Source organism: Collimonas sp. GW821-FHT07E08 (assembly GCF_059418905.1).
The window spans coordinates 113459-131493 of record NZ_JBWKQR010000013.1 but is presented as its reverse complement, the minus strand read 5'-3'; the positions used below and the strand labels follow the sequence as shown (position 1 = coordinate 131493).

Genomic DNA, 18035 nt, shown 5'->3' with positions numbered 1-18035 from the left:
AGGACAACCATGAAAACCAGACAGAAAGGCACCGCGCTCGTTGAATTTGCCTTGATCCTGCCGATGCTGCTGCTGCTCACTTTCATCACGACGGAATTCGGCCGGGCGATATTCCAGTACAACACGATCACCAAGTCGGTGCGGGATGCGGTCCGTTATCTATCGGTGCAGACGCCGGGAACCCATATCACCGAAGCACAGAACCTGGTGGTGTACGGGAACACCGCCGGGACCGGGACGCCCTTGGCGCCAGGGCTTAGCGTGGCCAATGTGCTGACGCCGACCTGGCAGACCGCCGGCTCCAACCCGCTGATCAACACCGTGCAGGTTACCGTGAGCGGCTATAAATTCGTCCCCCTGTATGGCAGCGTGTTTGGCGTTGCATTCGCTGATTCGACAGGAAAAATTACATACAGCAATATCAGCGCCACCATGCGGAGCCCGATATGAACATGAACAAGCAATCGCAATCCGGCGCCACTGTGGTGGAGTTCGCCCTGGTGCTGATCGTTTTCCTGACTTTTCTGCTGGGGATCACCGACTTCAGCCGCATGCTCTATAGCTGGAGCGCGGCGACCGAGGCCACCCGCGCCGGGGCACGCTATGCGGTGGTGTGCGACGACACCACCCAGAAGGCGAAAGTCCTGGCGAAGATGCAGGCGCTGCTGCCGCAGATCGTCGACATCAACCTGGCATGGAGTCCTGCCGCATGCACCGCGGCGACTTGCGCAGGGGTGACGGTAACGATCACCAGCCTCAACTATCAGTGGATCTCGCCCATCGCGGGCAGCGCGGCGCTGGCCGCAATACCGATGCCGGTGTTCTCTACCTATCTGCCGCGGGAAGCCATGCGTCTAGACCCGAACAGCTCCACAATTTGTTCCTAACACTCAGGGAAAACAAAATGAAGATCGCCGTGATTTCTCCCAACGTCAATAACCTGCAAGAGATGGGGCGGGTCCTGGGTACGTATTCGCACTCGGCCACGCTGATTGAAGGCGGCAAAAGCCGGATGCGCATCGTCGCCGAACAGGAGCAGCCTGACCTGATGCTGGTGGAGGGGATGTGCTGCGATCCGGCCGAACTGGCCCAGGTGGAATACGTCACTACCCATCATCCGAGCATCGCGGTGATCCTGCTGTGCGCTACCCACACGCCGGAATTCCTGATCAATTCGATGCGCGCCGGCGTGCGCGAGGTGCTGCCGTCGCCGGTGTCCCCCGCCGCGCTGGAAGCCGCCGTAAACCGCATCGCGGCCAAGCGCATCGGCGGCCCTGCCAGGACACTGGGCATGATACTGGCGTTCATGCCGTGCAAGGGCGGCAGCGGCGCCACTTTCCTGGCGACCAACCTCGGCTGCCAGCTGGCGCAAACCAAGTCTGTGCTGCTGATCGACCTGAACCTGCAATTCGGCGAAGCGCTATCGTTCGTGCATGACGGCGAGCCGGCCTCGACCCTGGCTGATGTGGCGCGCGACATCGGACGGCTGGATGCGACCTTCCTGGCGGCCAGCACGGTCAAGGTGGCGCCGAACTACAGCATACTGGCGGCGCCGGAAGAGCCCTCGCAAGCGATGGAGCTCAAACCGGAACATATCGACGCCATCCTCAACCTGGCGGTAACCCAGTACGACTTCATATTGCTCGATGTCGGCCGCACCTTGGACGCACTTGCGATCAAGGCGCTGGATCGGGCCGACCGGATTTTCCCGGTGTTGCAGGCCGGGCTGCCCTACCTGCGGAACGCCAGCAAGCTGCTGACGATATTCAAATCCTTGGGCTACCCGATGAACAAGGTCGAACTGATCATCAACCGCTTCGAGAAGAGCAATGAAATCGGCATCGATCGGATACAGCGTTCTTTGGGGCCGGTCACGCTGCACACCGTTCCCAATTCGTATAAAGAGGTCAATGCATCGATCAACCACGGCGACCCGATGATCGACATGGCGCGTTCCAATGCGGTGACCAGGAATCTGGCGGCGTTCGCGCTGTCGCTGAGCCCCAGGGAAGATGAAAATCGGGGATTTTTAGGACGCTTGTTCAGGCGGGCATAAATGGAACAAGGGCAGGGTAATAACAGAGCCATCCATTTCCAGCCGGACCCAAGTGCAGGCCAGCAACTCTAACCGGAGCATACGAAAATGTCTTTTCGAGAAAAACTCAACGCCGTCAGGACAGAGCCTGTCGAGCAGCCGCAGGGGCAAGTCGCGAGCGACGCATACAAGATATTGAAGGGGCGGATGCATCTCAAGCTGCTGGACAAGTTTGACCTGGCTGCGCTGGAGACCCTGGCTCCAGAAATGCTGCGCCAGGAAATCACCACGATGATCGAGCGCCTGCTGAAGGAAGAGCAAGCGGTGGTCAATGACATCGAACGGCGCTCGCTGATCCGCGACATCCAGCACGAAATGCTGGGTTTCGGCCCGCTTGAATTGCTGATGGCCGATCCGACCGTGTCCGATATCCTGGTCAATTCCTACGACCAGATATACGTGGAGCGCAGGGGCAAGCTGGAAATTACCAATGTCACTTTTACCGATGAGAAGCACCTGTTGCGCATCATCGACAAAATCGTGTCGCTGGTGGGCCGGCGGATCGATGAATCCAGTCCCATGGTGGACGCCAGGCTGCCGGACGGATCGCGGGTCAACGCGGTGATTCCGCCGGTAGCGCTGGATGGGCCGATGATGTCGATTCGCCGCTTCGCGCATATTCCCCTCAAGATGAGCAATCTGGTCGAGGAGTACAAGAGCTTGACTGCGGACATGGCGTTCATGCTGGAAGGCTTGAGCAAGGCCAAGGTCAACATGATCATCTCCGGCGGCACCGGTTCCGGCAAGACGACATTGCTGAACATCCTGTCCGGCTACATTCCGGTATCGGAGCGTATCGTCACTATCGAAGATGCAGCCGAGTTGCAGATGCAGCAGCCGCATGTCGTGCGGATGGAAACGCGGCCGATGAATATCGAGGGCAAGGGCGAGATTACCCAGCGCGCATTGGTGCGCAACGCGCTGCGCATGCGGCCTGACCGGATCGTGATCGGCGAAGTGCGCGGCGCCGAGGCAGCCGACATGCTGCAGGCGATGAACACCGGCCATGAAGGATCGCTCACGACCATCCACGCCAATACGCCGCGGGATGCGCTGTCCCGGCTCGAAAACATGGTGGGCATGGCAAATCTCAACTTGCCGCACAAGGCTTCCCGGCAGCAAATTGCTTCAGCCATTACGGTCATGATCCAAGCCATCAGGTTGACCGATGGCAAGCGGAAAATCACCAGCATCCAGGAACTGACCGGAATGGAGGGCGACATTATCACCATGCAAGAGATATTCGCCTTCAAGCAAACCGGGATTGGCATCGATGGCGATGTCCAGGGCTATTTCCATGCAACAGGCGTGAGGCCGAAGTTTACTGAACGGCTGCGTTCGTTTGGCGTGGTGCTGCCGGACACAATGTTCGATCCCGCTAAACATTACCACTGAAGGAGCGCAAATCATGCTGCAATCAATTGGTGGCAACACCTTCCTGGTTTTTTCAGTGCTTGTTTTCGTTGCGGTGGTCCTGCTTCTGGAAGGCTTCTTCATGATGTGGAAATCATATAGAGGGCCGGAAGCCAAGAAGATTTCGAAGCGGCTGCAGGCACTCTCCGCTTCTCTTGACAAAACCAAGCAGTCGCAGCTGCTGAAACAACGGATGCTGAGCGAAATACCGTTATTCGAGCGCATCTTGCTGAGCCTTCCCAGGGCTCGCAGATTGGACCGGTTCATCCTCCAGGCGGGGCTCGACTGGACCGTATCCAAGCTGCTGCTGTCGTGCGTGGCGTTGGCGGTGGCGGGTTGCCTGGCGATGACTTTCCTGGTTCATCAATCGCTGCTGTTGGGCGCTGCGTTTGGCATTGCGCTGGCTGCTTTGCCGCTGCTGTATGTGCGTCATAAACGGAACCGGCGCCTGGCCAGGATTGAGCAACAGCTGCCAGACGTGCTTGACCTGATCACCAGGGCCTTGCGTTCCGGGCATGCGTTTTCGTCCGGCCTGCAAATGGTCGGAGACGAAATGGCTGAGCCGATTGCCGGTGAATTCCGCATCGTCCACGATGAAGTCAATTTTGGCGTGTCGCTGCAACAGGCATTGACCAACCTGAGCGAGCGCATACCGATTACCGACCTGCGTTACTTCGTGGTGGCGGTGCTGATCCAGCGCGATTCAGGCGGCAACCTGACCGATGTGCTCGGCAATCTGAGCCGCCTGATTCGTGAGCGCCTGAAACTGCTTTCGAAGGTGAGGGTGCTGTCGTCCGAGGGGCGGCTGTCGGCCTGGATCCTGGGGCTCATGCCATTCGCACTGGGGGCCGCCATGAGTTTCCTGAACCCGGATTTCATGAAACCTTTGTGGCACGATCCTATCGGCATTGCAATCATTAAATACATGCTGGTCTTGATGGTTTTCGGCATTCTGGTCTTAAGAAAAATAATCAGAATCCGGGTATAAGGGAGAACGAAATGCTCATACTTTCCGTACTCGTCTTCTTCGCAGTAACGCTGGGGCTGGCAGGATTGTTCCTGTGGCTGGCGCCAACCAGGGCGGAGCAGCGGCTGCAGGCAATGTCCGATCCGGCCGAGAAGCAGCAATGGACGGAAACCATGGTGAATCTGGTCGGTCCTTTTGCCAATCTGTCTTCGCCAACCGGTAACTGGGAGGAATCGCCGCTGCGGCTCAAGTTTTTCAACGCTGGAATCCGGCATAACGATGCGCGGCTGATTTATTTTGGCATCAAGACCTTGCTGCCGCTGCTCTTTGCGGGATTGGCGTACCTGGCGCTGAGAACAATGACTCACTCTGAGGGACTGACGTTTCTGCTGTACCTGATGCTGGCAGCGATGATCGGCTGTTACCTGCCTAACGCCCTGCTGCATTGGAAAATAAAAATGCGCAGGCGTGAAATTTTCGAAAGCTTTCCCGACGCCACGGACCTGATGCTGGTTTGCATCGAGGCAGGTTTAGGGCTGGACGCCGGCCTCACCAAGGTAGCCGACGAAATCAGGATCAAAAGCGTCGCCCTGGCAGAAGAGCTGCACTTGACCAATCTGGAGATGAGGGCGGGCGGAACACGCGAGAAATCCTTGCGCAACCTGGCGCTGCGCACGGGGGTTGAGGAAATAAGCGTATTCGCCACCATGCTGACGCAAGCAGACAAGTTCGGCACAAGCATCGGGGAATCCCTGCGGGTATTTTCCGACGACCTGCGGCACAAGAGGCAGACGCGCGCAGAGGAAATGGCCGCCAAGGTTCCGACAAAAATGCTGTTCCCTTTGGTGGTCTTCATATTCCCATCGATTATCATGGTCATCATGGGACCGGCCGTGATCCAGATCATCAGAACCATCATGCCAATGCTAAGCGGGGGAATCCATTGAGCCGCAATCAGGAGTGCGGGTTCCCCAGCTGGTGCTTGATTGCATAAACGTACAATTCAAGGCGATTGCTCACGCCCAGCTTGTGGTAGATCGATGTCAGGTGGTTGCACAAGGTGTGCTCGGATATGTATAGCCGTTGCGAAAGCGCTTTGTTCGAAGCGCCGCTTCCCTCGACTATCGTGTGAATGATTTTTTGCTCCTTGGCTGTCAGGGTCGCTTTCTTTTTCGTGTCGATGTCTGGCTTTGGCGTCCCGGCCGGCACCATGAGTTCGCCGAATACCCTGCCCAGCGTTTCACGGTCCAGCCACAATTCGCCTTGATGGGTTTTTTCGATCGCCTTCAGCACTTGTTCCGCCGATGCGTCTTTGCGCAATATCCCGCGGGCGCCGCGCAAAACTGCTATATCCAGCGTCGCCTGTTTGCGTTCGCCGGTCAGGATCAGGACGCGCGACACCAGGTTCGACAGCAGGGCGGGGAGGATATCCAGGCCGTTTTTCCCATCCAGGTCAAGGTCCAGCAAAACGACATCCGGAATCAGCTGGTCGATTTTTGCAAGGGCTTCTTCGCAGGTTCTTGCGGTTCCGACCACTTCCATCTTCGGTTTTTCACCGTCGATCAATTTACCCAATCCCCACAGCATCGTCTGGTGATCGTCGATCAGCATTACGCGAATGGTTTCGTCCGCCGGCTTCATGGTGCCACCTTTTTAAACGGGTATTTCGATCAATACGGCGGTGCCGCCGCCAGGCCCTTGCTTCACCTGGGTCGTCCCCCCCAGCGCGCTAGCCCGCTCTGTAATCGAACGCGGCATGAAATCGACAGGCTGGGTGCCGATGCCTTCATTTTCGATCTGGATCTTGAGCCAGCCGTCTGCGCACTGGAGTTTGACCAGTCCGCGCTGGGCATCGGTGTGTTTGCAGATGTTGCTCAATCCCTCGCGCACCACCTGCAATACCTCTGCAGTCAGGCGGTCGCTGACGTTAAGTTCGCCTTCCATGCTGACTGCGATATCGATTCCGTAGAATTCCCTGACTTGCGCCGCCTGCTGGCGCAGGATGACCATGAATATCGACTCGGTCTTTCCCGATGCGGTTTTAAAGGTGCCGGCATAGCGCCGCAGGTCGCCGATCACCTGTGCCGCCATGCTTATCAATTTATCGAGATCTTCGATCAGAGGATTGTCTGGGGCAGCTTTGTGCCGTAACGCGCTCAATCCCATTTTCAGGCCGATATATGGCTGGATGGCGGTATCGTGGATATCCAGTGCAATTTTTTTCCGTTCTTGCGAAACCGCCTCCGAGGCCATCCGATCGAGAAGTTCGATGTTCTCGAGAACAGGAAATGCCTGTTCAGCGACATGGCTCAAAAACAGGGCGTCCGCTTTGTTGAACCTGTTTCTCCGCGAGATGACATAAATACGGCCGTCGCCTTTTCTCAATGACAAAGGAACACTGATAAAGGAATCTGTCTCCAGCAGCTCGGCCATGTTCTGGCTGGCCTGCTCTTCGCGTTTGGCCCATTTGCCGCTCGCGTTTTCATATACCAGAGATCCCCCCAGGATGAACATGGCCGGCCCAATGGGTCGGGTGTAGACAACGATCTGGTCTTGCGAAAAAACCATGAGCCGGGATGCCGCTTCTGCACGAACTTCCACGGCGTCGATTGATTGCTCTGCATCGCCTTCTTTGATCGTCCGCAATGAATAGGTCGCGGAATCCTTGTCCAGGGTCACCAGGATACAGCTGTTGCCTCTGAAAAAAGCCAATGTCTTTTTCAGGACAGAGGTAATGGTGTGATCGACCCCAAAACGCGGATTTGACAGCCGGCTGACATCGCGCAGCAGTGCTATCCGGCGCTTCAGTTCCAGTTTCGACTCCCCCCAGCGTGCGCTCATGTAGCCGAATGTCAGCAAGAAGGTGGTACGCAACAATAAGCGGGGAAGATCTTGCTGTGCCTCCAGCGCCAAGGCGCATGCGGTAAGCAATACCGCTGAGGCGATGGTGATCCGCGCACCTTCCTCGAACCCCCAGCGGAAGGACGCAGTGAGAATGGCGAAAAAGAAGAACAGGAAAAAAAAGCTGCTGACGCCGCCTGTGAACAGGACGATCAGCGCATACCAGCAGACATCCATCCAGTGAATCAGCTTGCTCTGTGAGAACGACTTGTTAAGCAGGGCAAAAATGTAAAGGACAGTGCAGTGGAAGACATATCCGGAAAAAACGAGCCAGGTAGAACGATCGACGCCGCTTAAGCCTGACGGGTCGATAAAAATCGCCAACAGGCCAGACACAGCCAGGACCAGTCGCATCCGGCTCACCATTTGGGCGTCAGCAGCGTCCGTGGCCAGGCTCGACGCAATTTCGTTTTTCTTGTCTAGCCTGTGGACAGCCATAGTGTTCTCGCGCCAAAACATAGAGCGTGATCCTCCCTTTGTTTCCCAGCGCGTTAATTTTGGTGGGGATACCCCCTTATGTGACACGCTGATGCCTGGAAACCGCTAAACCAAATTGCTGCTTTTTTGATAATTCTTCTAAATTTTTTCGAGAAAATGTTTTTAATTGTTAATTCCATTTGGTTACTGATTGTTAATTTATATATTGCCCCTCGGGTATAGCTATGTCAATGCTGGAGTAGATGCATCTGTGGTAAAGAAATCAGCCGTCAGCCGACGAGTCGCCAAGGCAAGGTCAGTCAAGCCGGCGGTGTGGGGCAATGTCAGGACACGGTCGAGGCGGCAAGGAGCGGCAATGGCGGGCGGTTGGCCCATGGAAACATGCCGGCCGCGATTCCGCGTATACTTGTCCGGCTAAAGCGGTCCCGGCTGGCAGGGCCGTACAACAATCGCTTGAAAGGCTCCGGCGCGCGATGCATACGCAGACTATCCTCACCTATACCGCCTTCGCGGCGCTGTCCATCTTCAGCCCTGGGCCGTCGATCCTGCTGTCCCTGCGCAACGGCGCCACCTATGGCCCGCGTTCGGTGATGTGGTCCGGCCTCGGCAATATTTCCGGCGTGTTCTGCCTGTCTACCGCGGCGATCCTTGGCCTTGGCGTGTTGCTCAAGTCGTCGGCCATGCTGTTTTTGGCAGTCAAGGTTTGCGGCGCGCTCTACCTGTTTTATATCGGTATCCGGCACCTGTTCGCCGGCTCGGGCGGACTCGCTTATGAATCGGGAGCAGGGCAGGCAGGGATTGTCCCGCCTCCCCGCAAGCTGTATGGCGAAGCCTTCCTGACGGCGGCGACCAATCCCAAGGCAGTATTGTTTTTCACGGCGCTGTTCCCGCAGTTCATCGACGCCCAGGCGGCTTTGCTGCCGCAGTTCCTGGTCCTCATGGCGATCTTCATGAGCTTGTCGTATGGCACCCACCTGAGCTACGCCGTGGTGGCATCCCGCGCCAGGCACCTGCTGGTGAGGCCGCAGTTCGCCAAATGGGTGAACCGGGTGGTGGGGACCGCCTTCATTTCGTTCGGCTCGCTGCTGCTGGCGTTGCGTCGCCAGGCCACCTAAGTCCGCATGTCGAATTGTAATCGTTTGTAAGGGTAGTCAACAGCACCTGCATCGCCCTCGTTATCTGCTCAAGCCCTCGGGATTTTCCTGAGGTAACCAAGATAATGTAAAGGTGCACACATGAACAAATTACTCGCAACCCTGGTCGCCGGCTTGTTTGCTACTTCTGTTTTCGCCCAGGCAGCTGCTCCGGCAGCCCCTGCAGCGCCTGCTGCATCGGCAGCCGCAAGCGTCGCCGCACCGGCTGCAAAAGCAGACGTGAAGGCGGATGTGAAGGCCCCTAAGGTTGAAACCAAGGCCGTTGCCAAGACCGAATCCAAGGCAGCCGCCACCGAAAAGACCGCTAAGGCAAAGACCCATCACACGCCTTTCAAAGCCACAGGCAAGGTGAAGGCAGATCCGGCTGCAGCCAAGGCCGATACCGCGGTAGCCGCACCTAAGTAATCCAAGTAGCGCACAATGCAAGAGGCAGGGTCATCCTGTCTCTTGCATTTTCATGCGTCGTTTTTTTTGAACATGTCTTAAGGAATAAATCATGGGTATCCTGGAAGAAGTCATTGGCGCGGTGGTCGCAGTCGAGGGTGTGAAGAAGCTGGATCCGAATGCATCCATACTGACCGAAGGCATAGCCGCCATTGCCGGTTACAAGGGTGTCGAAGCGGTGACCGAACATCTCGAGAACAAGGAAGAGGAAAACAAGGAGGGCGATAACCCTCAGCAGCCTGCTTAAAGTCCTTGATCAATTCAGAAGAGGAATCTTCCCATCCCGGGAGATTCCTCTTTTTCGTTTCAGGGCCCAAGACAAACCGCGAAAAATATGTCACTGTAAGACGCAATCAATCCGCATCGAGGCAGGGAGAAAAGATGAAGCTGACTTACTGGGTAGCAGCAAGCCTGAACGGCGACAAGACCGACGCCGTCATTGCCCGGACCAAGCATGACTGCGAACAGAAAATCCTGACTTACGACAATCCTTCCGAGTACGGCCAGCCGGTAAAAAAGTCCTTCCTTTACGGCGACGTATTCGACCTGTTTGAAATGGCGACCGCCAAGGACGGCGGGCGCGGCATGGGATAAAACTGCGGCGGCCGCCAACTGCGCCATGTCGCAGGAATAGCAGATGCGCGGCGATGCTCGCCAGCATGCCGAGCGTGCCTGCGGTTTCAAGCAGGGCGGCGAGCATGATTTCCCTCCTTTTGAGCAATGGCCTACAAGATCGGGCGCAGCGCCAGCTGCAGCCCGAGCACGGCAAGGCACATGAAAAACCAGCGCCGGAAAGCCGCGGGACTGGCACGCCGGCGGATATGCTGGCCCAGCCACATCCCCAGCAATGCAGGCAGCACCGCAAGGCTGGAGATTCCGATATCGCCCAGCTGGAAGGCGCCTTGCCGCTGCAAGCCGATGGCTAGCGCGATGGTTGACACGGTGAACGACAGGCCCAGCGCCTGCACCAGCTCCTCCTTGTCCAGCCCCAGCGCCTGGATATAGGGCACGGCCGGAATCACGAACACGCCGGTGCCGCCGGTAATCAATCCAGTCACGACGCCGACCAGCGGCGACAGAGGTCGTTCCATTCGCGCAGGAAACGACAGCTGGCGCGCAGCCAGCCCGAACAGCGCGTAGACCACCAGCACGACGCCGAGCGCTATCGCGGTCCAGCCGCCGCTGTCGTTGGTCATCAGCCAGGCGCCGGCAATGGTGCCGGCGGCGATGCCGGCCATCATGCTCCACAGCCGCCTGGCCAGCGCCAGGAATCCGGGGCCGGCCAGCAGCTGCCAGATGTTGGTGACGAAAGACGGCAGGATCAGGAGCGAGGCTGCCGCTACCGGCGGCATGGCGATTCCCAGCAGTCCCATGGCGATGGTCGGCAATCCCATGCCGGTCACGCCCTTGACTGTCCCGGCGACAAAGAAGATGAGGCAAACGGCAGACAATCGTGGCAGGTCAAAGTGGGGCATGGCGAAGATCTCGAAACGCGACAGTGGCATTTTTCTCGATCCGGCGCTGCCGCACAATGCGTAAGAATCGTATCCAGCCGGTGCGGTGACGGACGCCTGGGCAACCCGGCAGCTGGCCGTCTGTGCGCGCGATGCCGATGCCTTGCCGCAGTATGCGCGGGAACTGCTCGAACACCTTTCTGCCGCCAGCGGCTGATTTTCATCCTTGGGCCCCGTCACACATCCCCATCCTTGACTTCGTCCGGGCGCGAGACTATTATCCATATGTGAAGGTAACCTTTGTAGTTTTCCTTCTTATCCATAAAGGCATAAGCATGAGTGAACGAGCAGGCGATCCCGAAGCTGCGCGCGCATTGGCCGTAGCTGGAGAGATCCGTGTATTGATCGGCCAGCTGCGCCAGCGCCTGCGTGAACAGTCGCACCTGGGAGATTTCAGCCTGACCCAGCTGCAAGTCCTGGTCTGGCTGGAAAGCGAAGGCCCAGCGACCGTGACCAGCATCGCGCGCGCCCAGGGCATGCGTCCGCAATCGATGGGCGAGACGCTGGCCGTGCTGAAGACAGCCGGGCTGGTGAGCGGCGTGCCGGATCCGAACGACGGCCGGCAGACCATCCTGTCGCTCACCGCTGACTGCCGGAAAAAGATCAAGGCCGCGCGCGCGGCGAAGGACGACTGGCTGTTCCGGGCGATCCGCAGCAAGCTTACGCAAGCAGAGCAAAAACAGCTCGCAACCGGCGTCGAACTGCTCAAGCGCCTCATCGATTCGTAACCAGAAGGAGAACACCATGGCAGTCACCACGCTTGATCAGAAGACCGCGCTCATCCTTGTCGACCTGCAGAACGGCATCGTCGCTTATCCTACCGTCCATCCAGCCAGCGAAGTAGTACAGCGGGCCGCCGCGCTGGCAGGTGCATTCCGCAGCCACGGTTTGCCAGTGGTGCTGGTCAACGTCACCGGCGGCGCCCCAGGCAGGACGGAGCAGGGCCGCAGCCTGGGCGACCTTCCCGCCGGCTGGGCCGATATCGTCCCTGAGCTGAACCAGCAGCCGCAAGACCATACGGTGACCAAGCGCACCTGGGGCGCCTTCACCGGCAGCGGCCTCGATGCGCACCTGAAGCAGCTGGGCGTGACGCAAGTAGTGATCGCCGGCGTCTCCACCAGCATCGGCGTCGAGTCGACCGCGCGCCAGGCGTATGAACACGGGTTCCACGTCACCCTCGCGGTCGACGCCATGACCGACACCAACCCTGACGCCCACATCAACAGCACCACGCGGATTTTCCCGCGGCTGGGCGAAAGCGGCAGCACCCGGGAGATCATCGATCTCCTTGACAAACGGAGCGCCTGACCATGGAATGGCCGCATGGCGCCGCTTATTTCTTCGGCGGCATTTTCCTCATAAACTGTGTTCCGCACCTGGTGAGCGGGCTGATGGGGCGTCCGTTCCAGAGCCCGTTCGCCAAACCGCCAGGCGAGGGATTTTCTTCTTCCACGGTGAATGTGCTGTGGGGTTTTCTCAACCTGGCGATTGCCTACCTGCTGATCTGCCGCGTCGGCGATTTTGATTTGCGCGCCACGGCGCACGTTGTCGCCATCGGACTGGGCATGCTGCTCGCCGGCGTGATCATGGCGCGCAGGTTCGGACGCTTCAACGGCGGCAATTCGCCCGGAGAAACATGAGCACCCTGGCCCAAGACACCTTTCGTTCGCTGAACAACTTCAACTACCGGATCTGGGCCGGCGGCGCATTGGTATCCAATGTCGGTACCTGGATGCAGCGCACCGCCCAGGACTGGCTGGTGCTGACCCAGCTGACCCACAAGAATGCGACCGCGGTCGGCATCGTCATGGCGCTGCAGTTCGGCCCGCATCTTCTGCTGCTGCCGGTGACCGGTTTTGCCGCCGACCACCTGGACCGGCGCAAACTCCTGATCGCTACCCAGGCGGCGATGGGTGCGCTGGCGCTGGGGCTGGGCATCCTTACCGTCAGCGGCCTGGTCCAGCTGTGGCAGGTCTACCTGTTTGCATTCCTGCTCGGCTGCGTCACCGCATTCGACTCGCCGGCGCGGCAGACGTTTGTCTCGGAACTGGTGGCTGAAACCGAACTGTCGAATGCGGTGGCGCTGAATTCCGCCTCGTTCAATGCCGCACGCATGATAGGACCGGCGGTCGCCGGCCTGCTCATCGCCGGCGTCGGTTCCGGCTGGGTATTCCTGATCAACGCCGCTTCGTTCGCCGCCGTCATCGGCGCGCTGGGCATGCTGCGCGCCGATCAGCTGCATCTGCGGAGCAGGGCGCCGCACACGCGCGGCAGCCTGTTGCAAGGCTTCCGCTACGTCTGGCGCCGGCCCGACATCAAAGCCGTGCTTCTCATGCTGTTCCTGGTCGGCACCTTCGGGCTCAATTTCCCGATCTTCATTTCCACCATGTCGGTCACCGTGTTCCATGCGGGGGCGGACCGCTACGGGCTGCTGACGGCGATCATGGCGATCGGCTCGGTCGCCGGCGCGCTGCTCTCGGCCAGGCGAGCGCAACCGCGCATCGCAATCCTGCTGGCCGGCGCCGCCGTCTTCGGCTTCGGCTGTGCGCTGGCAGCCTTGATGCCCAGCTACTGGCTGTTTGGCCTGGTGCTGATTCTGATCGGCATATCGGCGCAAACTTTCAACACCACGGCGAACAGCATGGTGCAGCTGTCGACCGAACCCGCCATGCGCGGACGCGTGATGGCGATCCTGCTCGCTTTGGCATTGGGCGGCACGGCCGCCGGTGCGCCCATGGTGGGCTGGGTAGCCGATGCCTTCGGCCCGCGCTGGGCGCTCGGCGTCGGCGCCGCTGCGGGGTTTGCCGCGGCAATCGTAGGAATCCATTACCTCGCCAGGCACCGGCATCTCCGAGTGCGCGTCGACGCCGGCCGACTGCGCTTCAGTATCGACGACTGCGATCCCATGAATGTGTTGCACCGGCCCGGCTATACAGTCAGCGAACAGAAGATCCAATAAGCGAGAAGGTGAGTGCGCATATGTCGAATTGTAATGGTATGTAACACTGGTCAACAGCATCCTTGCGGCCCGCGTTTGTAGCTTAAGACCTCAGGAAATATGAGGAAGTCAACGTAACCTAAAGGTGCCCAAATGAATAAATTAATCGCTACTCTGATCGCTGGTTTGTTTGCTACTTCCGTTTTTGCCCAGACCGCCGCGCCAGCCGCACCGGCAGCCCCGGCCGCAGCCGCGACCCAGGCAGCCAAGGCCGATGCCAAGGAAAAGAAAGCTGACGTCAAGGCCACTGCAACGGAAGCGAAAACCGCTGCCAAGGCGGACGCCAAAGCGGATGCCAAAGTGGCAGACGCTAAAGCCGATGCGAAGGAAACCAAGGCAAAGGCACACCACAAGGCTGTAAAAGCGAAAACCAAGGCCAAGGCAAGCGCTACGGAAGCCAAGGCGGATGCGAAAGAAGCCGCGCCTAAGTAATCGATCCACGTTTAGCAAAAGAGACAGGCTGGTCCTGTCTTTTTTGCTTTTCCCGGCGCCAATGCGCGGGTATGACGCTCATCGCGATCACGGTGAGCGCCGCGGCGACGACGAATGGCTGCCTGTGCTTACATCCGGTTACGGAAAAAACATTTCGTATTGTAGGCAGCGTGCTGCGAGCCGGCGTTAATCAAACGCAGCAGCAGTTAATCTGACATCCATATGCCAACTTAGGGAGATACACCATGTTCAAGCTCAATCGCTCAGGAAAAGCAGTCGTTCTCACCGCACTGGTCGCTGTGTTTTCCAGCGCCGCCGGCAGCGCAATGGCCGACACTACCTGGCAAAAGAACCACCCGCGCCGCGAGCAGGTCAACAATCGCCTGCATAACCAGAACCAGCGCATCAAGAACGAAGTCAAAGAAGGCGAAATCAGCAAGGCGCAAGCCAAGAACCTGCACCAGGAAGACCATGCCATCCGCCAGGAAGAACGCGATATGGCCAAGCAAAACGGCGGCCACATCACCAAGCCGGAACAAGCGGTCCTGAACCAGCAGGAAAACGGCGTCAGCAAGCAGATCGGCAAGTAAATGACGTGAGCGGGCAGGGCATTGCTGGCGTCCTGTCCGCCGGTCAACGTCAATGCAGCCAGGTTGGCGCAATGCTTGACCGGAACTGACGGGTTTTTACAACAGAAGATGGATGGCGGTGCGTACTGCGAAGTTGTCATCCTTTTGTCACATGGCTTGTGCAAAATCGTTATTGCAGGGTTTGCCGTGATGAATAAGCGATCGAATCGCAATTTTTTTACAAGAGTGCTGACATGAGAACGTTTTTAAAGCTGTATCGCTACTACCGGAAAGGCGGCTACCGCGTGTTTCCAGCCGTGAAACGAGCTAACCGCGCCTGGAACCACGGGTTCTGAAGCTCCGTTTTCTTGCTTTCCCCGGTCTTGGCTGAGGTGCTGGCGCCAGAATCAACCGCCAAACCTGACCGGCTCCGCGCCGCCATGTTTCCGCCGCACTACAACGGTCCCCGCAAGCTTGTCATGCCACCCCTGCTTGCGCTTGTCGATCCCGACCCAGATCAGCCCGAGGCACAGAGGGAAGGTCGAGACGAAGTAGCCCAGGTAGCGGATCGCTTCCTGCTTGAAGCTCGGTTTGCCTCCTGTCTTGGCGTCGACGATGCGGGCGCCTATCGCCATCTTCCCCGGTGTTGCCTGCCTCGCCTGCCAGAACGCGATGACCACGGCCGCCGGCAGTATGTAGGAAACCAGGATATTCGCCGGCCCGCTCAGCGTCACGCCGGACGCCAGCTGCTCGCGCCCGTAAATGGCGAACAGTATCGGGAAAATCACGACCAGCATCAGGACCGTGTCAATCAGGCTGGCCCAGACCCTCAGCCAGAATCCGACATATTCGTATTCGATCGGTTCATTCATTTTTTATCCTGTCAGCGATGTCTTGTGGCGATGCTTCAACCCGAGTCCAGTGTATCCCAAGCCGCATTCGCATATGCGCAATCGGCGGTGCTATTTTATTGCCCTGAAAGTTCTCTGCAGTTGCAAGTGCCTGGACGCCTGACGCGCTTCGCTTTGATATCGGAGATAATGGATGCCCCAGTTCACGCGTGAAGGAAACAGAAAATGGCAGGTCGTGGCTCATCGTTACCCGAAGGCCGATACAGCGCCTTCCTTTTCGATATGGATGGCACCATCATCAACTCGATAGCCGCGGCGGAACGCATCTGGGGCGCATGGGCCGTGCGCCATGGCCTCGAACTGGCATCCTTCCTGCCGACCATGCACGGCTCGCGCGCCGTCGACACCATAACGCGACTAGGACTTCCTGGAATAGATCCTGAAGCTGAAGCATCGAAGATTACCGATGCTGAAATTACCGACGTCGAGGGCATTGTCGAGATACCCGGCGCTGCGGATTTTTTGAAATCGCTGCCGGCGAATATATGGGCCGTTGTGACCTCCGCTCCCAGGGACCTGGCGCTCCGGCGCATGAAAGCAGCGGGCATTCCTGTTCCGGCTGTGCTTGTGACGGCTGAAGATGTCGCTGTCGGGAAGCCGAGTCCTGATTGCTATCTGCTGGCGGCGCAGAAGCTGGGTGTGGACGCAAGCAGCTGTCTGATATTTGAAGATGCGTCGGTCGGCATTGCTGCTGGCGAAGCGGCTGGTGCGACGGTACTGGTTGTTACCGAAACCCATGATCGACCGATGGATACTCCGCACTCAACGATCAAGAACTACGAAAAGATATTTGCCAAGGTTGACGAGGATGGTTTCATCTCGCTTGAAGAGCGGGCGACCTAGTTAACAAAAAAGCTGGGCTCAGGCTTTGCAATGACCCATGGAGGAATTTTGACAGTTGGGGCTCGTTGGTGGCTTGCACCAACAAGCGGCCCCCGGATTAAGAGTCCACTGCTCTATGAAATGACTTGTGCCATATTTTGGCTCAATTGAGCTAAAATATGGCTCATGAGTAAAATCAGCGAAGCACTTTTCTCGAAGGCAACCAAGGCCATCCTTGTCAGCGTGTTCGCGCGTCCAGACGGAATGCATCTTCGCGCACTCATGAGTCATACCGGACTTGGCTCTGCCTCGGCGCAGCGTGAGCTGGGAAGATTGACTGAGGCGGGGCTCTTAACCAGGCAAGAGCTCGGCAAAGTGATCCTCTACAAGCCCAACACAGACTCTCCGATTTACACGGAATTAAGCGCGATCATCCGCAAGACCGAGGGCGTGGAACAGGTCCTGAAGGAAATGCTGCTGCCGTTTGAGAGCCATATCAAGGCTGCCTTCATCTATGGCTCAGTTGCCAAAAACGAGGACACGGTTTTCAGCGACATCGATTTGTTTGTGCTCGCCGATGGGATTGGCAGTGCGGATCTTTATCCGAAACTGGTCGAGGCAGAAGAAAAATTAAGCCGAAAGATAGGACTCACTGTCTATCGCCCGACCGAGTATCGGAGGAAACTCGAGGAAAAAAATCATTTCCTCGTTTCCGTCATGGACGGACCCAAGATCCAGCTGATAACCAAATCTGATGCGCAATAAGGAACTCGACAATCTTGTAAAAATTGGGCAACTCAAAGCGGAACCATTTTCCCAATCCGAATTTGATGCCTACCTGCGCAGCGGCAAAGAACGAGTGCAGGATGCCGCATCGCCAGGGGTGTCGCAATCAGGAAAATTCCTCCTCGGTTACGCGGCCGCCTATTCGTTTTCTTTGGCCGTAAAATTTCCTTCTGCATTGGCGCGGTCCAACGTCGCCTAACAATCCCGATTTTTAAATTTCAAGAATTATTCTCAAAAAATCCATTCATGCTGGTTAGCCTGCCTTGATCGTCATACTCGCCGTAACTGATCCCGGTTCCCACGGTTATGTTCTCCTGCGTTTTCATTTCCCAGTTGGCGATGCTTTTTTGATGGTGCGACATGAAATAAGTCGTGACGAAATGAGCGCCAGGAATCTGTTGATGCAAGTTCTCCATGTAGCTGATCAGTTCATCCCAGGATGTCGCTCGCACCAGCGGGTCCGTATAAATGGCGTTATCGGCAAGCGCCTCTGAAAATGTCGCCAGCCTTTCCGCCTTGCTTGTCATTTTCCAGACAGAGGTATATTTTTCCCAAGTCTTCTCAAGATCTGCATGCATGTTTGCTGCTCCT

25 protein-coding genes are annotated in these 18035 nt (G+C 57.7%); 20 read left to right on the top strand and 5 right to left on the bottom strand.

What is annotated here, in order from left to right; translation table 11 throughout:
- Positions 1-9 precede the first annotated feature (9 nt).
- The 6 genes from AC07RZ_RS18010 (at position 10) to AC07RZ_RS17985 (ending at position 5422) form a co-directional block, all read left to right on the top strand.
- Positions 10-450 (top strand): TadE/TadG family type IV pilus assembly protein, encoded by a 441-nt coding sequence (locus AC07RZ_RS18010; protein ID WP_494668966.1) that lies wholly within the window; start codon positions 10-12, stop codon positions 448-450.
- 2 nt (positions 451-452) lie between these two features.
- Positions 453-887: a TadE/TadG family type IV pilus assembly protein gene (locus AC07RZ_RS18005; protein ID WP_494668988.1), complete on the top strand. Its 435-nt coding sequence runs from the start codon at positions 453-455 to the stop codon at positions 885-887.
- Positions 888-904: 17 nt separating this feature from the next.
- The gene (locus tag AC07RZ_RS18000; protein ID WP_494668965.1) at positions 905-2056 is read left to right on the top strand and encodes a CpaE/TadZ family protein; all 1152 of its coding nucleotides are present in this window, start codon (positions 905-907) and stop codon (positions 2054-2056) included.
- A gap of 87 nt (positions 2057-2143) precedes the next feature.
- Entirely contained in the window at positions 2144-3490 is a 1347-nt protein-coding gene (locus tag AC07RZ_RS17995) for a TadA family conjugal transfer-associated ATPase (protein WP_494668964.1), read from the top strand.
- A 13-nt stretch (positions 3491-3503) separates the two neighbouring features.
- Positions 3504-4496: a type II secretion system F family protein gene (locus AC07RZ_RS17990; protein ID WP_494668963.1), complete on the top strand. Its 993-nt coding sequence runs from the start codon at positions 3504-3506 to the stop codon at positions 4494-4496.
- Positions 4497-4507: 11 nt separating this feature from the next.
- A complete protein-coding gene (locus AC07RZ_RS17985; protein WP_494668962.1) occupies positions 4508-5422 on the top strand; it encodes a type II secretion system F family protein in 915 nt (304 codons plus the stop codon).
- 7 nt (positions 5423-5429) lie between these two features.
- Here AC07RZ_RS17985 and AC07RZ_RS17980 read toward each other — a convergent pair whose 3' ends face one another.
- Together AC07RZ_RS17980 and AC07RZ_RS17975 are read right to left on the bottom strand one after the other, a co-directional pair.
- The gene (locus AC07RZ_RS17980; protein ID WP_494668961.1) at positions 5430-6116 is read right to left on the bottom strand and encodes a response regulator; all 687 of its coding nucleotides are present in this window, start codon (positions 6114-6116) and stop codon (positions 5430-5432) included.
- A gap of 12 nt (positions 6117-6128) precedes the next feature.
- On the bottom strand, positions 6129-7835 hold the full coding sequence (locus AC07RZ_RS17975; protein WP_494668960.1) for a sensor histidine kinase: 1707 nt from the start codon (positions 7833-7835) through the stop codon (positions 6129-6131).
- Between the two features lie 452 nt (positions 7836-8287).
- Here AC07RZ_RS17975 and AC07RZ_RS17970 point away from each other — a divergent pair, with 452 nt between their 5' ends.
- The 4 genes from AC07RZ_RS17970 (at position 8288) to AC07RZ_RS17955 (ending at position 10006) form a co-directional block, all read left to right on the top strand.
- On the top strand, positions 8288-8929 hold the full coding sequence (locus AC07RZ_RS17970; RefSeq protein WP_494668959.1) for a LysE family translocator: 642 nt from the start codon (positions 8288-8290) through the stop codon (positions 8927-8929).
- Positions 8930-9049: 120 nt separating this feature from the next.
- Complete coding sequence (locus AC07RZ_RS17965; protein WP_494668958.1) at positions 9050-9373, top strand: hypothetical protein; 324 nt, start codon at positions 9050-9052, stop codon at positions 9371-9373.
- A 91-nt stretch (positions 9374-9464) separates the two neighbouring features.
- Positions 9465-9659, top strand: a complete 195-nt coding sequence (locus AC07RZ_RS17960) for a hypothetical protein (protein ID WP_144741375.1) — start codon at positions 9465-9467, stop codon at positions 9657-9659.
- A gap of 134 nt (positions 9660-9793) precedes the next feature.
- Positions 9794-10006 (top strand): hypothetical protein, encoded by a 213-nt coding sequence (locus AC07RZ_RS17955; protein ID WP_092398084.1) that lies wholly within the window; start codon positions 9794-9796, stop codon positions 10004-10006.
- A gap of 131 nt (positions 10007-10137) precedes the next feature.
- Here the strand turns inward: AC07RZ_RS17955 and AC07RZ_RS17950 are convergent, their stop codons facing one another.
- The gene (locus tag AC07RZ_RS17950; protein WP_494668957.1) at positions 10138-10917 is read right to left on the bottom strand and encodes a sulfite exporter TauE/SafE family protein; all 780 of its coding nucleotides are present in this window, start codon (positions 10915-10917) and stop codon (positions 10138-10140) included.
- Between the two features lie 284 nt (positions 10918-11201).
- On the opposite strand from AC07RZ_RS17950, the gene AC07RZ_RS17945 reads away from it, so the two are divergent.
- The 7 genes from AC07RZ_RS17945 to AC07RZ_RS17915 all read left to right on the top strand — a co-directional run bounded on the left by AC07RZ_RS17945 (position 11202) and on the right by AC07RZ_RS17915 (position 14946).
- The gene (locus AC07RZ_RS17945) at positions 11202-11654 is read left to right on the top strand and encodes a MarR family winged helix-turn-helix transcriptional regulator (RefSeq protein ID WP_494668956.1); all 453 of its coding nucleotides are present in this window, start codon (positions 11202-11204) and stop codon (positions 11652-11654) included.
- Between the two features lie 16 nt (positions 11655-11670).
- Positions 11671-12234, top strand: a complete 564-nt coding sequence (locus tag AC07RZ_RS17940) for an isochorismatase family protein (RefSeq protein WP_494668955.1) — start codon at positions 11671-11673, stop codon at positions 12232-12234.
- A 2-nt stretch (positions 12235-12236) separates the two neighbouring features.
- On the top strand, positions 12237-12566 hold the full coding sequence (locus AC07RZ_RS17935) for a hypothetical protein (RefSeq protein WP_494668954.1): 330 nt from the start codon (positions 12237-12239) through the stop codon (positions 12564-12566).
- Positions 12563-13885: an MFS transporter gene (locus AC07RZ_RS17930; RefSeq protein WP_494668953.1), complete on the top strand. Its 1323-nt coding sequence runs from the start codon at positions 12563-12565 to the stop codon at positions 13883-13885. The genes AC07RZ_RS17935 and AC07RZ_RS17930 overlap by 4 nt, the downstream gene beginning before the upstream one ends.
- Before the next feature lie 132 nt (positions 13886-14017).
- Positions 14018-14356 carry a hypothetical protein gene (locus tag AC07RZ_RS17925; protein WP_144741355.1) on the top strand — a complete coding sequence of 113 codons (339 nt, stop codon included), beginning with the start codon at positions 14018-14020 and terminating at the stop codon, positions 14354-14356.
- A 71-nt stretch (positions 14357-14427) separates the two neighbouring features.
- Positions 14428-14571, top strand: coding sequence for a hypothetical protein (locus tag AC07RZ_RS17920; protein ID WP_494668952.1), 144 nt, complete (start codon positions 14428-14430; stop codon positions 14569-14571).
- A gap of 30 nt (positions 14572-14601) precedes the next feature.
- On the top strand, positions 14602-14946 hold the full coding sequence (locus AC07RZ_RS17915; RefSeq protein WP_144741352.1) for a hypothetical protein: 345 nt from the start codon (positions 14602-14604) through the stop codon (positions 14944-14946).
- A 386-nt stretch (positions 14947-15332) separates the two neighbouring features.
- On the opposite strand, the gene AC07RZ_RS17910 is transcribed toward AC07RZ_RS17915, so the two are convergent.
- On the bottom strand, positions 15333-15797 hold the full coding sequence (locus AC07RZ_RS17910) for an RDD family protein (protein WP_494668951.1): 465 nt from the start codon (positions 15795-15797) through the stop codon (positions 15333-15335).
- A gap of 204 nt (positions 15798-16001) precedes the next feature.
- Here AC07RZ_RS17910 and AC07RZ_RS17905 point away from each other — a divergent pair, with 204 nt between their 5' ends.
- The 3 genes from AC07RZ_RS17905 to AC07RZ_RS17895 all read left to right on the top strand — a co-directional run bounded on the left by AC07RZ_RS17905 (position 16002) and on the right by AC07RZ_RS17895 (position 17643).
- Positions 16002-16679 carry an HAD-IA family hydrolase gene (locus AC07RZ_RS17905; protein WP_494668950.1) on the top strand — a complete coding sequence of 226 codons (678 nt, stop codon included), beginning with the start codon at positions 16002-16004 and terminating at the stop codon, positions 16677-16679.
- Between the two features lie 165 nt (positions 16680-16844).
- Entirely contained in the window at positions 16845-17423 is a 579-nt protein-coding gene (locus tag AC07RZ_RS17900) for a nucleotidyltransferase domain-containing protein (protein WP_494668949.1), read from the top strand.
- Positions 17413-17643 carry a hypothetical protein gene (locus AC07RZ_RS17895; protein ID WP_494668948.1) on the top strand — a complete coding sequence of 77 codons (231 nt, stop codon included), beginning with the start codon at positions 17413-17415 and terminating at the stop codon, positions 17641-17643. Before AC07RZ_RS17900 ends, AC07RZ_RS17895 begins: the two co-directional genes overlap by 11 nt.
- 19 nt (positions 17644-17662) lie before the next feature.
- On the opposite strand, the gene AC07RZ_RS17890 is transcribed toward AC07RZ_RS17895, so the two are convergent.
- The gene (locus tag AC07RZ_RS17890; RefSeq protein WP_494668947.1) at positions 17663-18022 is read right to left on the bottom strand and encodes a nuclear transport factor 2 family protein; all 360 of its coding nucleotides are present in this window, start codon (positions 18020-18022) and stop codon (positions 17663-17665) included.
- Between the last annotated feature and the right edge of the window lie 13 nt (positions 18023-18035).

What these genes read in the sequence shown, in the direction of transcription:
- AC07RZ_RS17925 (WP_144741355.1), top strand. Translation starts at nt 14,018, where the DNA reads ATGAATAAATTAATCGCTACTCTGATCGCTGGTTTGTTTGCTACTTCC.
- AC07RZ_RS17955 (WP_092398084.1), top strand. Translation starts at nt 9,794, where the DNA reads ATGAAGCTGACTTACTGGGTAGCAGCAAGCCTGAACGGCGACAAGACC.
- AC07RZ_RS17980 (WP_494668961.1), bottom strand. Translation starts at nt 6,116, where the DNA reads ATGAAGCCGGCGGACGAAACCATTCGCGTAATGCTGATCGACGATCAC.
- AC07RZ_RS18010 (WP_494668966.1), top strand. Translation starts at nt 10, where the DNA reads ATGAAAACCAGACAGAAAGGCACCGCGCTCGTTGAATTTGCCTTGATC.
- AC07RZ_RS17975 (WP_494668960.1), bottom strand. Translation starts at nt 7,835, where the DNA reads ATGTTTTGGCGCGAGAACACTATGGCTGTCCACAGGCTAGACAAGAAA.
- AC07RZ_RS17895 (WP_494668948.1), top strand. Translation starts at nt 17,413, where the DNA reads ATGCGCAATAAGGAACTCGACAATCTTGTAAAAATTGGGCAACTCAAA.
- AC07RZ_RS17960 (WP_144741375.1), top strand. Translation starts at nt 9,465, where the DNA reads ATGGGTATCCTGGAAGAAGTCATTGGCGCGGTGGTCGCAGTCGAGGGT.
- AC07RZ_RS18000 (WP_494668965.1), top strand. Translation starts at nt 905, where the DNA reads ATGAAGATCGCCGTGATTTCTCCCAACGTCAATAACCTGCAAGAGATG.
- AC07RZ_RS17930 (WP_494668953.1), top strand. Translation starts at nt 12,563, where the DNA reads ATGAGCACCCTGGCCCAAGACACCTTTCGTTCGCTGAACAACTTCAAC.
- AC07RZ_RS17995 (WP_494668964.1), top strand. Translation starts at nt 2,144, where the DNA reads ATGTCTTTTCGAGAAAAACTCAACGCCGTCAGGACAGAGCCTGTCGAG.
- AC07RZ_RS17945 (WP_494668956.1), top strand. Translation starts at nt 11,202, where the DNA reads ATGAGTGAACGAGCAGGCGATCCCGAAGCTGCGCGCGCATTGGCCGTA.
- AC07RZ_RS17965 (WP_494668958.1), top strand. Translation starts at nt 9,050, where the DNA reads ATGAACAAATTACTCGCAACCCTGGTCGCCGGCTTGTTTGCTACTTCT.
- AC07RZ_RS17920 (WP_494668952.1), top strand. Translation starts at nt 14,428, where the DNA reads ATGACGCTCATCGCGATCACGGTGAGCGCCGCGGCGACGACGAATGGC.
- AC07RZ_RS17900 (WP_494668949.1), top strand. Translation starts at nt 16,845, where the DNA reads ATGAGTAAAATCAGCGAAGCACTTTTCTCGAAGGCAACCAAGGCCATC.
- AC07RZ_RS17890 (WP_494668947.1), bottom strand. Translation starts at nt 18,022, where the DNA reads ATGCATGCAGATCTTGAGAAGACTTGGGAAAAATATACCTCTGTCTGG.
- AC07RZ_RS17905 (WP_494668950.1), top strand. Translation starts at nt 16,002, where the DNA reads ATGGCAGGTCGTGGCTCATCGTTACCCGAAGGCCGATACAGCGCCTTC.
- AC07RZ_RS17910 (WP_494668951.1), bottom strand. Translation starts at nt 15,797, where the DNA reads ATGAATGAACCGATCGAATACGAATATGTCGGATTCTGGCTGAGGGTC.
- AC07RZ_RS18005 (WP_494668988.1), top strand. Translation starts at nt 453, where the DNA reads ATGAACAAGCAATCGCAATCCGGCGCCACTGTGGTGGAGTTCGCCCTG.
- AC07RZ_RS17950 (WP_494668957.1), bottom strand. Translation starts at nt 10,917, where the DNA reads ATGCCACTGTCGCGTTTCGAGATCTTCGCCATGCCCCACTTTGACCTG.
- AC07RZ_RS17990 (WP_494668963.1), top strand. Translation starts at nt 3,504, where the DNA reads ATGCTGCAATCAATTGGTGGCAACACCTTCCTGGTTTTTTCAGTGCTT.
- AC07RZ_RS17915 (WP_144741352.1), top strand. Translation starts at nt 14,602, where the DNA reads ATGTTCAAGCTCAATCGCTCAGGAAAAGCAGTCGTTCTCACCGCACTG.
- AC07RZ_RS17970 (WP_494668959.1), top strand. Translation starts at nt 8,288, where the DNA reads ATGCATACGCAGACTATCCTCACCTATACCGCCTTCGCGGCGCTGTCC.
- AC07RZ_RS17935 (WP_494668954.1), top strand. Translation starts at nt 12,237, where the DNA reads ATGGAATGGCCGCATGGCGCCGCTTATTTCTTCGGCGGCATTTTCCTC.
- AC07RZ_RS17940 (WP_494668955.1), top strand. Translation starts at nt 11,671, where the DNA reads ATGGCAGTCACCACGCTTGATCAGAAGACCGCGCTCATCCTTGTCGAC.
- AC07RZ_RS17985 (WP_494668962.1), top strand. Translation starts at nt 4,508, where the DNA reads ATGCTCATACTTTCCGTACTCGTCTTCTTCGCAGTAACGCTGGGGCTG.